The 13,468-nt window shown below is 40.1% G+C and carries 15 protein-coding genes; 14 read left to right on the top strand and 1 reads right to left on the bottom strand.

Annotated features, from left to right (window positions below):
- The first annotated feature begins 422 nt into the window (after positions 1-422).
- The 11 genes from M3206_RS16460 (at position 423) to rsmI (ending at position 7,964) form a co-directional block, all read left to right on the top strand.
- Positions 423-617 (top strand): sigma factor G inhibitor Gin, encoded by a 195-nt coding sequence (locus M3206_RS16460; RefSeq protein ID WP_066285362.1) that lies wholly within the window; start codon positions 423-425, stop codon positions 615-617.
- A 117-nt stretch (positions 618-734) separates the two neighbouring features.
- Positions 735-2,168 carry an aminotransferase class I/II-fold pyridoxal phosphate-dependent enzyme gene (locus tag M3206_RS16455; RefSeq protein ID WP_251313596.1) on the top strand — a complete coding sequence of 478 codons (1,434 nt, stop codon included), beginning with the start codon at positions 735-737 and terminating at the stop codon, positions 2,166-2,168.
- 2 nt (positions 2,169-2,170) lie between these two features.
- Positions 2,171-2,815 (top strand): dTMP kinase, encoded by a 645-nt coding sequence (tmk, locus tag M3206_RS16450; protein WP_251313595.1) that lies wholly within the window; start codon positions 2,171-2,173, stop codon positions 2,813-2,815.
- A gap of 15 nt (positions 2,816-2,830) precedes the next feature.
- Positions 2,831-3,160 (top strand): cyclic-di-AMP receptor, encoded by a 330-nt coding sequence (locus tag M3206_RS16445; RefSeq protein WP_251313594.1) that lies wholly within the window; start codon positions 2,831-2,833, stop codon positions 3,158-3,160.
- A 33-nt stretch (positions 3,161-3,193) separates the two neighbouring features.
- Entirely contained in the window at positions 3,194-3,634 is a 441-nt protein-coding gene (locus M3206_RS16440) for a YaaR family protein (RefSeq protein ID WP_251313593.1), read from the top strand.
- A 15-nt stretch (positions 3,635-3,649) separates the two neighbouring features.
- On the top strand, positions 3,650-4,636 hold the full coding sequence (holB, locus tag M3206_RS16435) for a DNA polymerase III subunit delta' (RefSeq protein ID WP_251313592.1): 987 nt from the start codon (positions 3,650-3,652) through the stop codon (positions 4,634-4,636).
- Between the two features lie 4 nt (positions 4,637-4,640).
- A complete protein-coding gene (locus M3206_RS16430; RefSeq protein ID WP_251313591.1) occupies positions 4,641-5,474 on the top strand; it encodes a PSP1 domain-containing protein in 834 nt (277 codons plus the stop codon).
- Positions 5,475-5,489: 15 nt separating this feature from the next.
- Positions 5,490-5,846: a DNA replication initiation control protein YabA gene (gene yabA, locus M3206_RS16425; RefSeq protein ID WP_251313590.1), complete on the top strand. Its 357-nt coding sequence runs from the start codon at positions 5,490-5,492 to the stop codon at positions 5,844-5,846.
- Positions 5,847-6,081: 235 nt separating this feature from the next.
- Positions 6,082-6,831: a tRNA1(Val) (adenine(37)-N6)-methyltransferase gene (locus tag M3206_RS16420; protein ID WP_251313589.1), complete on the top strand. Its 750-nt coding sequence runs from the start codon at positions 6,082-6,084 to the stop codon at positions 6,829-6,831.
- Positions 6,812-7,105 (top strand): GIY-YIG nuclease family protein, encoded by a 294-nt coding sequence (locus M3206_RS16415; protein WP_425590743.1) that lies wholly within the window; start codon positions 6,812-6,814, stop codon positions 7,103-7,105. The genes M3206_RS16420 and M3206_RS16415 overlap by 20 nt, the downstream gene beginning before the upstream one ends.
- Entirely contained in the window at positions 7,080-7,964 is an 885-nt protein-coding gene (gene rsmI, locus M3206_RS16410) for a 16S rRNA (cytidine(1402)-2'-O)-methyltransferase (RefSeq protein ID WP_251313587.1), read from the top strand. Before M3206_RS16415 ends, rsmI begins: the two co-directional genes overlap by 26 nt.
- Before the next feature lie 80 nt (positions 7,965-8,044).
- Here rsmI and M3206_RS16405 read toward each other — a convergent pair whose 3' ends face one another.
- Positions 8,045-8,329, bottom strand: a complete 285-nt coding sequence (locus M3206_RS16405) for an AbrB/MazE/SpoVT family DNA-binding domain-containing protein (protein ID WP_066285380.1) — start codon at positions 8,327-8,329, stop codon at positions 8,045-8,047.
- A gap of 639 nt (positions 8,330-8,968) precedes the next feature.
- Here M3206_RS16405 and metG point away from each other — a divergent pair.
- The 3 genes from metG to M3206_RS16390 all read left to right on the top strand — a co-directional run bounded on the left by metG (position 8,969) and on the right by M3206_RS16390 (position 13,328).
- Positions 8,969-10,945, top strand: coding sequence for a methionine--tRNA ligase (metG, locus tag M3206_RS16400; RefSeq protein ID WP_251313586.1), 1,977 nt, complete (start codon positions 8,969-8,971; stop codon positions 10,943-10,945).
- A gap of 183 nt (positions 10,946-11,128) precedes the next feature.
- Positions 11,129-11,899, top strand: a complete 771-nt coding sequence (locus tag M3206_RS16395; RefSeq protein WP_251313600.1) for a TatD family hydrolase — start codon at positions 11,129-11,131, stop codon at positions 11,897-11,899.
- Positions 11,900-12,113: 214 nt separating this feature from the next.
- Positions 12,114-13,328 carry a G5 and 3D domain-containing protein gene (locus M3206_RS16390; RefSeq protein WP_251313585.1) on the top strand — a complete coding sequence of 405 codons (1,215 nt, stop codon included), beginning with the start codon at positions 12,114-12,116 and terminating at the stop codon, positions 13,326-13,328.
- Positions 13,329-13,468: the final 140 nt, after the last annotated feature.

Here is a 13,468-nt window from a genome sequence, read left to right as displayed (position 1 = left end):
CCCATTCTGAGCGAAGATCTGGAATTTTGAGCGTAGCTCGTCGATTCTGAGCGGTACTCGAAGATTTTGAGCGAAACGAGGGTCATCTTGCGCGAACGTGTAACAGATTAAAAGAACACGTACCGTACAAACTCCAGAGACTCCAATAATCAAAAAAGAAGCTGCAAGGATCATTCTTCTTCTTACCATTCTACGAATAGAACTTTAACTCTTAAAAGCGGCACATTGAACTGTTTCAAATACTGGGGCAGCGGGGATTTAAGGAACATGAAGATGCATACTCGGTTTATTTTACCGAAATGAATAAAGACAGACACAACGAGAGCCAGAGTTTCATACATTTTAAAAGAACATTTAAATAATCTGAAAAAACGTATATGGATAAACAATTCTGGCAACAATGGCATTATGGAGGTGGAAGAATGAAAAATACACGACAGTACGGGGAGACATGTATGGTTTGTGAGGAACAAAAAGATCGGGGATTACACATTCTTCATCAATTTATTTGCCGGGAATGTGAGCAGAAAATTTTAACTGCCAAAACAAATGATGACTACTATAAACATTACTTATCCCAATTAAGAAAATTAAAATTAGTTAATGCGTCTTCATAAAAACAGGCTGATTGAACAGTCTGTTTTTTTATGTGATAAATTCTTTGGTGAAGAAACATATGATAGAATAGATATACGAAGGTATGAAAAACGTTTAAAAACAAAAGGATTTTAACGATGAAACATGCACCGCTCTATGAGGCGTTAAAGAAACATACAAAGAATACTAAGTGGTCTTTTCATGTTCCAGGACATAAAAATGGACACGTTTTTGAAGAGGCGGCAAAATCCATTTTTCAGTCCGTCCTACCCTTAGATGCAACAGAACTTACAGGACTGGATGATCTGCATCACCCTGAAGGAGCGATTTTAGAAGCGCAAGAATTGCTGTCTTCTTTTTATAACGTGAAGAAAAGTTATTTCCTAGTGGGAGGAAGTACGTCAGGAAATTTGGCTATGATTCTTTCTTCTTTTGTACAGGACGATATCGTGCTTGTTCAGAGAAACTGTCATAAATCCGTTTTGAACGGACTTGAACTTGCCGGTGTGAAACCCGTATTTTTATCACCAGAAATGGACGAGGACGGGGGATTTCCTTTAGGAGTTAAACTCGAAACGGTCAAAGAGGCTATCAAAAGGTATCCCGAATGTAGAGGAATTCTGTTAACCGATCCGACTTACTACGGGATGCAGCATTGTATTGAAGACATAGCAGAAGAGATCCATGCGCATAACGGCATTGTTTTAGTAGATGAAGCACATGGAGCGCATTTTGGACTTAAACATATGCCACAGACTGCGATACATAGAGGTGCGGACATTGTTGTACAATCCGCACATAAAACGCTTCCGGCTTTGACGATGGGTGCCTTTTTACATGTTAACAGTGATCGGGTCGATACGTATCGCTTATCACAAGCTCTTCAGATGGTACAGTCTTCATCCCCTTCCTATCTAATTATGGCTTCACTGGATTTAAGCCGGTTGTATATGGAGAACTTATCTCAAAGCGATATGGACGATATGCTTGATGAAGCTGAGAAGTTTAGAGGGTTTATCGATTCATTAAAGCATCTCCGTACCGTTAAAAATCAGTCAGGTTATCGCTTAGATCCACTTAAGATAATCGTTCAGTCTGATAAAGATATTTCAGGATTTGAACTGCAGCAGCTTTTTGAACAAGATGGATTATTTACCGAACTTGCGGATGACAGAAATGTATTATTTATCTTGCCGCTCGGACCAATTCAGGAGATTGTTGGAGTTAAGGACGTTTTTAATAAAATCTCAGAGAAACTTTCTTCTTATAAGAACAGGTCAGAACAAAGAAAAACCGTATCGCTGTTTCCTCAAGTGAGTACGTTACACCTTTCTTATCAAGACATGAAAAAAATGAAAGTCGTTCCTGTCTCTATAGAGGATGCTGAAGGGGATACGGCAGCTGAAGCAATCATTCCGTATCCACCTGGTATTCCTTTAATTGCAAAAGGAGAAAAAATCACATCAGCATCCATCCGTTATTATTTGTACCTGAAAGAAAAAGGTGCTCGGTTCCAAGGAATAAGCGAGCAGAATCGGATGCATGTATTTGATAAAAGTAAGGAGCAGTAATAGTGAAAGGCTTATTTATTACGCTAGAAGGTCCAGACGGATCAGGCAAAACCACTCAGGTTGCCAAAATTGCAGAATACTTAACACAACAAAAGATTGATTTTATTCAGACCCGTGAACCAGGCGGTACAAGGATAAGTGATAAGATTCGTTCATTGATCTTAGATCCGGAACATAATGAAATGCATGATCTTACAGAAGTTCTCCTTTATGCAGCATCAAGAGCTCAGCATGTTCATGAAAAAATCATTCCTGCTTTAGAAAGTGGAAAGGTTGTATTATGTGACCGTTTCGTAGATGCCTCACTCGCCTATCAAGGGTTTGGACTTGGTGTCGGAGAAGGACCGGTATTACAAGTAAATCAGATTGCTACGAGCGGGCTGGTTCCGGACCGTAGTTATTTTATAGATGTCTCTCCAGAAGTAGGTCGGAAGCGGATGACCGTGCGGTATGGAACTGAGAATCTAGACCGTATTGAGCAAAAAGATCTTTCGTATCATGAACGCGTCAGGGAAGGATTCCAGCATATATTTAATAATCAGGAGAAACGTATTCATCGAATAAATGGTGAACAAGATCCTGAGACGGTGTTTGCAGAGATTGTAGAGGATTTAGATAAGCTTTTATCGAATCATAAGGAAAACTAAAAGGAGGCATTTGCCATGAAGATGATTATAGCCGTTGTTCAGGATAAAGACAGCAGCCGGTTGCAAGATGCACTTGTAGAAAAGAATTACCGTGCCACAAAACTCGCAACAACAGGCGGATTTCTCAAATCCGGAAATACAACGTTTATGATTGGTGTGGAAGATGCTCAAATAGATGAAGTGATGGAAATCATCCGAGAAAACTGCAAAAGCCGCAATCAAATGGTGGCACCGGTTTCACCGATGGGCGGAAATGCGGATGCTTATGTACCTTATCCGGTTGAAGTAGAAGTTGGCGGGGCTACAGTATTCGTATTGCCTGTTGAAAAGTTCCAGCAATTTTAATAAATACAAGGCTTTCTAAACTGAGGGGTTATTATGAAAATCGGACAAGATATAAGACCTGTTCTTGATACAAAGCAAAACGATGGGAAAATGGGGAAGAAACCATCCCTCTCATTTGGTGAGACGGTAGCCAAACAAAGTGAAAAACTGCACTCTGAGCAGCTTGCACGGCTGTTAAGCGATATCGAGACACAAGGGAAGAGACTGCTGCAGTCCCAAACTGTACGTGACCTGCAGCTTTATAAAAATTTAGTTCAACGTTTCGTAAAAGAAGCTGTTAACTTCGGGATGCAGTTAAAACAGAACAAAAGCTGGAACGAACAAGGACGGTCACGAACGCTTAAACTTGTTAAAGAAGTTGATGAACAGCTGATTCAAGTTACTGAAGCCATTATAAGCCAAGAAAAAGACTCTATATCCTTATTAGATAAGATCGGTGAAATCAAAGGATTGTTAGTGAATATATATACGTAGCAGGTGAAATGTATGATGAGCTGGGAAGTTAGCAGCAAGACACAGCCCCGTGTTGTGAAACTATTAAAAAACAGTATAAAAAAGCAGCGCCTTGCTCATGCATATATTTTTGAAGGTGCACACGGCACAGGGAAGATGGCAGTCGCTACTGCATTAGCAAAAGCTTTTCTATGCCGGAATGCTGAGGAAGGCAATCCGTGTGAGAACTGCACGAACTGCAAAAGAATTACATCCGGTAACCATCCAGATGTGCATATCATCTCACCCGAAGGGCAGTCGATCAAGATCGATCAGATCAGAGGGCTGCAGAAGGAATTTGCATACAGCGGAATGGAGTCCTCTAAAAAGGTATACATTGTAGAGCATGCAGATAAGATGACCGTTCAAGCCGCAAATAGCCTGCTGAAATTTTTAGAAGAACCAGGTTCAGACACGATTGCTATTTTATTGACCGAACAGGTACACAGTTTGCTTGATACCATTCGCTCACGTGCGCAGACTCTTTCCTTCTCGCCTCTTGCGCCAGAAGGGATTTCACAAAAACTTTTAGAAGATGAAATACCAAAGCCAGTTGCTGCTCTGGCCGCGTCCCTTACGTCAGATTATGCAGAAGCACTCGAAATTTGTAGGGAAGAGTGGTTTGCACAAGCAAGAGCCAAAGTGATACAATTGACGGAGGAACTGCGGCTGCGGCCTGATTATTGTCTTGTTGTATTGCAAGACCAATACTTAAGCTTTTTTAAAGAGAAAGAACAGCTGCGTTTAGCTTTAAACTTACTTTTGATCTGGTATCGGGATCTTTTATCTATACATTTATCACAGTCGGAAAAAGTCGTGTTTTTCGACCAGCTTCAAGTATTAGAGCAGCAGGCGCTACAAACGTCTCAAAAGAGAACAGGAGAAGCCCTGCAAGCTATACTAACTGCCCAAGCCAGACTAAGGAGCAACGTAAGCCCTCTTATGGTGATGGAGCAGTTGGTTTTACGATTACGGGAGGGATAAAACCTTGTATGAGGTAGTGGGCATCCGCTTTAAGAAAGCGGGTAAAGTATATTATTTCGACCCCGGCGACCTTGAAGTGAAAAAAGACGCGTTTGTTATTGTGGAGACAGCGCGTGGAATAGAATATGGCAAGGTAGTTATCGATAAGAAACTAGTCGGGGAGAATGATGTAGTTCTTCCTTTAAAAAAGGTCGTTCGGCTCGCGACACAGAAAGATATTCTATCTGTTGAAGAAAATAAAGCAGCCGCTAAGGAAGCGTTTCAAAGTTGTGAAGAGAAAATCATTGAGCACCAGCTGGATATGAAGCTGGTCGATGTTGAATATACGTTTGATCGAAATAAGATTATTTTTTATTTTACAGCAGACGGAAGAATCGATTTCCGTGAGCTTGTTAAAGACCTAGCTTCTATTTTTAGGACAAGAATAGAACTTAGGCAGATCGGTGTCAGAGATGAAGCGAAAATGCTTGGTGGAATTGGACCATGTGGGCGTATGCTCTGTTGTTCAACATTCCTAGGAGATTTTGAACCCGTTTCGATTAAAATGGCAAAAGATCAAAACCTTTCATTAAACCCAGCAAAGATTTCAGGATTATGCGGACGTTTAATGTGCTGTCTAAAGTACGAGAATGATTATTACGAAGAAGCAAAAGAAGAAATGCCTGATGTTGGTGAAGAAATTATGACCCCTCATGGTGTTGGTCGCGTTGTCGGCTTGAACTTGCTTGAAAAGCTCATACAAGTAAACATTCCTTCAATGGAAAGAACGACAGAGTTTACATTGGACGAGCTGGCAGAAGGCAAGAAAGAGGAATTATTCAGTCAGGCCACAGAGTAAAAAGAGGTGGAATTCGTGGAAAAGAAGACTATATTTTCCCGCGTGGTGCAGATGGAAGAACAAATCACAGAGTTGTCACAGCAACTGGAAGATTTCAAGACCCATCTGGCTGCATTAATTGAAGAAAACCACCATCTCGTGATGGAAAATGAAAATCTTCGAAACAAGCTAAACTCTGACGGGACACGAGTTTCTGCTAAAAAGACGCCAGTTTCTAAAGGCAAAAAAGAGCCTGCCGTCGATATCGGTGAGGGCTATGATAATCTGGCACGTCTCTACCAAGAAGGCTTTCATATTTGCAACCTTCATTATGGCAGTATACGTTCAGAAGGAGATTGTTTGTTTTGTCTTTCATTCTTAAATAAGAAATAAACGCCTTTCCTAAGGGGAAGGCTTCTTTTTATATAGATGATTTTCTTTAAAATACTGCTTATTAGTGTTTTTATATTTATCTTCCGTGCAAATTGATAGTAGCGCAAGGGCCGATACTCCTAATGGCGCGTAACGGTTGGAGGCTCACCGATAGGACCCGTGGAAAGGGAGTGTCGGAAGCGGAAATCAACTACTATCGAAGTTTATTTATATAAAGAAGAAAGTAGGAATAACGATGACTGAGCTTTTGCCAGATGAGCGAATCGATTATTTAGTCCATGAAGACTTAAAAATTATTCAAAGCCCCTCTGTTTTTTCGTTTTCACTTGATGCCGTTCTTTTGAGCCGTTTTACTTGGGTTCCGATTCAAAAAGGAAAAATAATTGATTTATGCAGCGGCAACGGGGCTGTAGCATTATTGTTAAGCACTCGCTCGAAAGCTCATATTACAGGAGTAGAAATTCAAGAAAGACTACATAGCATGGCTGACCGAAGTGTAAAAATGAACGGTTTAGAAAATCAGATACAAATGGATCTTGCGGATATAAAAGAGGCACCTGTAAAATACGGGCATGGGACATATGATGCGTTAACGTGCAACCCGCCGTATTTTCCGTCTGTTCATGAAGAAGATTTCAATCAGAATGAACACCTTGCCATTGCCCGACATGAAATTCATTGCTCCTTGGAGAATGTGATTCGTGTAAGCAGCCAGCTAGTGAAGCAAGGGGGAAAGGTTGCAATGGTGCATCGTCCAAACCGTCTAATGGAAATCTTAGCTTATATGCGCCAATATAAGCTGGAACCTAAGAAACTTCAGCTGATCTATCCAAAAGCCGGAAGTGAAGCGAACATGCTTTTAATAGAAGGTATGAAAAACGGAAAGCCAGATCTGCATATTCTCCCGCCGCTTACAGTATACGGAGAGGATGGAGAATATACGGCTGAGCTAAAAAGGATGTTCTATGGTGGACAAGAACAATAATCATTTTGTGTATATTTTGGAGTGCGGTGACGGAACTTACTATACAGGCTATACAAATGAGATCAGTCAGCGGATTCGAAAACATGAAGAGGGAAAAGGAGCTAAGTATACAAGAGGAAGAGGACCTTTTAAGCTTGTATTTCAGCAATCTTTTTCAACGAAACAAGAAGCCATGCGCTTCGAATTTGCAATAAAGAAACTAAGTAGAGCGGCAAAAGAGAGAATAATAAAAGAGGGAAGTGTTCCACATGTGGCAGCAAAAGAGCTACCATGACGAGAGAGGGACGGGTGCCTTATATTTGGTCCCTACACCGATTGGAAACTTAGAAGATATGACGTTCCGCGCTGTTCGTACATTAAAAGAGGCTGATTTGATCGCAGCAGAGGATACACGGCAAACGAAAAAGCTATGCAGCCATTTTGAAATTAGTACGCCACTGACGAGTTATCATGATCATAATAAAATGCAGAGCGGGAAAAAGCTGATAGAATCCTTAAGAGAAGGAAAGCAAATTGCACTGGTAACAGATGCGGGAATGCCTGGAATTTCAGATCCCGGATATGAACTAGTCGTCCAATGTGTAGAAGAAGAAATACCTGTTATTCCCCTGCCTGGAGCAAATGCTGCTTTACCTGCACTAGTGGCTTCCGGACTAGATACAGAACTTTTCACTTTTTACGGTTTCCTTCCGCGGGGTAAAAAAGAAAAGAAAGCAGAATTAGAGAGATTAAAAGCATTTCCATCTACCCTTCTTTTTTATGAGGCACCGCATCGTCTAAAGGAGACGCTGCAGGTTATGGAAAACATTTTAGAAGACCGAAAAATTGCGGTGGTTCGAGAGTTAACCAAGAAATACGAAGAAATTACCCGTGGTACGCTTAAAGAGGTAAATGATTTTATCAATCAAGGAGACGCTGAGATCAGGGGAGAATTTTGTTTAGTGGTAGAGGGAAGCGGAGATATCGAATACCTGAGTGATCAGACTGAACAATGGTGGGAATCTCTTTCGGTGACGGAACATGTTGATCATTATGTAAAGCAAGGTGAGAAGCCAAAAGAAGCTATTAAGTTAGCGGCTGTCGACCGAAATGTACCAAAGCGTTCCGTTTATCAGGAATACCATGGTCTATAATTCGTAGTCAATGATCGGCAAGGCAACTATAAGTACAAAGGGAAAGAGCCTTCTAAACGAAGGCTCTATTGTTTATGTTCTTATTTTGATGTTTGAAGTTGCTTTTGAAGCTCATCCATAACTTCTTTAGCACCTTCACGGCTAAGAATGATTTTTCCGCCTGCAACTGTGTAGTTATCATCTGAAACTTCACCAGTTACTGCACAAGTCATGTTTGGCTTGTATTTCTTAAGAATGATGCGGTCATCATCAACGTAGATTTCTAAAGCGTCTTTCTCTGCAATACCTAGAGTACGGCGTAGTTCGATTGGAATAACCACACGTCCTAGTTCATCGACCTTACGTACAATTCCTGTAGATTTCATAATAAAATCTCTCCTCCCGAATATATAAAATATTTCCCTATCTATTTTAATCGCCAGAATTCGACAAAATCCTACGAGAACATCTTACCAAGATTTCCAATTGTCGTCAATAGTTTTGACTTAAACATTTTTAATTCTTTTACCAATTGAATTCACTAGTATATACCCATTTTATTAAACTTTCGAAACGGGAACTGGAAAATATATTCATATATTGTCATAAAAAATTCAAATAAGTGTAAAAGATGAAAAATATTAACTGGAAATAAGGTTTAGATTTATCGCCAAATTTCGACAAGACTAACAATGAAAAAATACTATTCATGTTCTCCTTTTAAACCTTTAGCTCCTATACCTTGACACACTTTCAATGCATTAGGTATATTTTGAAGGAAGAAAAGAGAATAATGAAAGTATTTACATAAAAATCTTTCGCTTGCTTTTTTACTTTTATGTCCTAGAGTAAACAGTTTTTTATAGTTTTTGTAAAAAAGATACATTTTCCGACATAGGTAAATGTTTCCCTAATGGTAAAAGGCTGTTTTCATTGTTTGAGAAGAGCCATTTCAAAAGACGAACAGTCCCTAAATGGAGGGGCTTTTTTTCCTTATTACAGAAGACTTTGAGGAGGCGGTATAAGTGGCAAAACCAACATTCTATATTACAACACCAATCTATTATCCAAGCGGAAAGCTCCACATCGGTCATGCATATACAACGACAGCTGGGGATGCGATGGCAAGATACAAGCGTTTAAAGGGATTCGATGTTATGTATCTTACTGGATCGGATGAACATGGGGAAAAGATTCAAAAGAAAGCTAACGAACAAGGTCTTCACCCGCAACAGTATGTAGATGGAATCGTGGACGACATTAAAGCTTTGTGGAAGAAGATGGACATCTCTTATGATGATTACATCCGTACAACGGATGAGCGTCATAAAAAATCTGTCGAAAAAATCTTTCAGCAGCTTTTAGACCAAGATGATATTTACTTAAGTGAATACGAGGGTTGGTACTGTACGGACTGTGAGTCATTTTTTACAGAACGTCAGCTTGAAGACGGTAAATGTCCGGACTGTGGACGCGACGTGAAAAAAGTAAAAGAAGAAAGCTACTTCTTTCGCATGAGTAAATATGCAGACCGCTTGCTTGCTTATTATGAAGAAAACCCTTCATTTATCTATCCAGAGTCAAGAAAGCGCGAAATGATCAATAACTTTATTAAGCCGGGTCTTGAGGATCTAGCGGTTTCCCGTACCTCATTTGACTGGGGGATTAAGGTTCCAGGAAATCCGAAGCATGTCATCTATGTCTGGATTGATGCGCTTTCGAATTATATTACGGCACTTGGCTATGGCAGTGAAAATGATGAAAAGTATCAAAAATACTGGCCAGCAGATGTCCACCTTATGAGTAAAGAGATTGTACGTTTCCATACGATTTATTGGCCGATCATGCTGATGGCTTTAGGACTTCCTTTACCAAAACAAGTTATCGCACATGGATGGCTGTTAATGAAAGACGGAAAGATGTCTAAGTCTAAAGGAAATGTAGTGGATCCTCTTGTGCTGATCGACCGTTATGGTCTTGATCCGCTTCGTTATTACTTACTACGTGAAGTGCCGTTTGGCTCTGATGGCGTATTTACACCTGAAAGCTTCGTTGATCGAGTAAATGCAGATCTCGCAAACGACTTAGGAAATCTTTTAAACCGTACGATCGCAATGATCGGCAAGTACTTCGAAGGCAAGATTCCAGCATATGAAGGGCAAGTTACAGAATTTGATGGAATTCTAGAAGACTTTGCAATGGAAACCGTAAGAAAAACAGAAGAAGCGATGGAAAATCTTGAATTTTCAATTGCACTTTCAACGATTTGGCAGCTTGTTAGCCGCACGAACAAATACATTGATGAAACACAGCCGTGGGTGCTAGCTAAAGATGAAGCAAAACAAAAGGAATTGGCAAGTGTGATGTACCACCTTGCAGAATCAATCCGTATCGTATCCGTTTTGATTCAACCGTTCATGACAGAGACTCCTGCGAAAATCTGGAGTCAGCTTGGATTGGATGACCCTAAACTTACAGACTGGGATTCTTTAAAAGGGTTCGGTACGATTCCAGGGGGCACTACAGTCGTAAAAGGAGATCCGATCTTCCCTCGACTTGAAACAGAAGTAGAAGTACAGTTCATAAAAGATTCTATGGGAAGCACTTCTGCACCTGCAGATACGAAAAAAGAAGAACCGAAGAAAGAAGCTGCTCCATCTGCAGAAAATGAACAAAAACCTGAGATCTCTATCGATGATTTCATGAAGGTAGATTTAAGAGTTGCTACAGTAATTGCAGCTGAACCTGTTAAAAAAGCAGATAAATTATTAAAGCTTCAATTGGACTTAGGTTATGAAAAACGCCAGGTAGTTTCTGGAATTGCACAGTATTATAAGCCAGATGATCTTGTTGGGCATAAAGTGATTTGCGTAACAAACCTGAAACCAGTGAAATTACGTGGAGAGCTTTCAGAAGGAATGATTTTAGCGGGTTCTTCCGATGGACAATTAACGTTAGCTACCGTTGATCAATCCCTGCCAAATGGTGCAAAAGTTAAATAATGAGAAAAAGCGGGGAGGATTTCCCCGCTTTTTTAATATTTTTCATTGCCTAAGAGTGTTTGAACACGTCTAAACACTTACTTAAAATAGGTCTAAATACCTAAAATGTAATTATATTGTAATGCTACTGTTACCCGAATGAATGGTAAATGTGATAAGATTTGTAAAGTCGAAAGGATGTACATTATGTTTGATACACACGCACATCTCAATGCAACACAATTTAAGGAAGACCGTCAGGCGGTTATTCAGCGGGCTTTAGATGAAGGAGTTCACCACATCGTAGTGGTCGGTTTTGATCGAGAAACGATCAAAGGTGCCATGGAACTTGCGGAAGAATATGACTTCATTTATGCTTGCGTAGGCTGGCATCCGGTTGATGCGATCGACATGACCGAAGAAGATCTGGCTTGGATTGAAGAACTTGCAGCACATCCAAAGGTTGTCGCTCTTGGCGAAATGGGGTTAGATTATCATTGGGATAAGTCGCCTGCAGATGTTCAAAAAGAAGTATTCAGACGCCAGATCCAACTCGCGAAAAAAGTGAAGCTGCCCATCGTTATTCATAACCGGGAAGCGACACAAGACGTTGTTGACATACTTAGGGAAGAAGAAGCCCATGAAGTTGGCGGCATCATGCATTGCTATAGTGGAAGTTTAGAAGTAGCCCGTCAATGTATGGACATGAATTTCTACATAAGCTTTGGTGGACCAGTAACATTTAAGAATGCAAAAAAGGTTAAGGAAGTTGCGAAAGAAATTCCTATGGACCGGCTTTTGATCGAAACTGATTGTCCTTATCTTAGTCCTCATCCGTTAAGAGGAAAAAGAAACGAACCATCTTATGTAAAGTATGTAGCAGAATCATTATCAGAGATAAAAGATCTTCCACTTGAAGACATCATAAAGAAAACGTCCGACAACGCATTTCGAATTTTCAACATATCTCGATAGAATATGTTGTCGGAAACCAACGAAGCATGATGAATATCACATTCATCTTTCAAGAATTGACAAAAGGGACAGGAAAATTGTCAAACGTTTTTTCTTCCCTTTTTCCTTCTTATCTGCTCATAATTAGCCTTGGGTCAATTAATGACGAAAAAGGAGGGATTTGACAGATAGAAAAAAGATATTTATAATGCAGTCCTTGTAGGGGAGGAATTGGATGTATAAGAATATTACAGCTTTGTTCTCACGTTTTACGAGAAAGAAACTTTATCTTTCTATAACCGCTCTTATCGTTTTAGCGGTAACGACTGGGTTCGTAGGTTATGAAACTACGAAAGCAGAAGTAACTCTAATGCTTGACGGAAAGAAAACGGAAGTAAAAACACATGCTAGCACAGTAGGGGAACTATTAAGCGAACAAAATATAAAACCTAACCAGCATGATGTGGTAAAACCTGGGCTTTCTGCTAAGGTTGAAGATAACATGCAGGTTGATTACTTAAAGGCTAAAGAAATCGTCCTTACCATAGATGGCAAAGACAAAAAAGTGTGGACTACAGCAAAGACTGTTGAGCAATTCGTAAAAGAACAGCAACTATCGCTGAAAGAACATGATGTCATTAAGCCAAACCTAACTGCTGATATCCAAGATCAAGGAAAGATAAAGATCGAATCAGCATTTCCGGTGAAACTTGTTGTAGGCGGAAAAGCACAGCAAGTTTGGACCACTTCGACTACCGTCGCTGACCTTTTGAAGCAACAAAAGGTATCACTAGGTGAAATTGACCGTGTATCACCTGCCAAAACAGAAAAGCTTACTGGCAAAACGCAGGTTGAAGTCATCAGAGTAGAAAAGGTCACCGATGTAGTGGAAGAAGAAACACCATTTGCTACTGTTAATCGTAAAGACAGCAACTTAACAGAAGGCAAAGAGCGTGTTGTACAAGACGGCAATAATGGCAAACTTGAAAAACGTTATGAAGTTGTCATGGAAAACGGTAAAGAAGTTTCCAGAAAACTTGTCGGCAAAAAGACATTAACTGAGAGCACAGATAAAATTGTTGCTATCGGTACAAAAGCAAAACCACAACCACAACCGAAGCCTGTTGTTTCACGTAGTAAAGCTACGAGTGAAACTGGCGGAAGAGAGCTTACTGTAACAAGTACGGCTTATACTGCTAACTGCTCAGGATGTTCTGGAATTACTGCTTCAGGCTACAATTTAAAGGCGAATCCGAATGCGAAAGTTATCGCAGTCGATCCAAACGTTATTCCTCTTGGCTCGAAAGTATATGTTGAAGGGTATGGCTATGCCATTGCATCAGATACTGGAGGAGCGATTAAGGGTAACAAGATAGATGTATTCTTTTCTTCGCAATCAAAAGCAGAAGCTTGGGGAAGAAAAACGATTAAGATTCGTATCATCAATTAATTTAAACTAATAAAGCATAGGGATAATTCCCTGTGCTTTTTTTGTACTTAAAGAAAGTAAGTACTTCGAAGTTAGGGCTAGACAAACCTAGACTTTCTTGACGCCTGGGGTATACTAGTAAAAGATGTTTTTTCGTTCAA

Source organism: Fictibacillus phosphorivorans (genome assembly GCF_023715845.1).
Classification (GTDB): domain Bacteria; phylum Bacillota; class Bacilli; order Bacillales; family Fictibacillaceae; genus Fictibacillus; species Fictibacillus phosphorivorans_D.
This window is presented reverse-complemented; position numbering and strand designations above follow the sequence as displayed.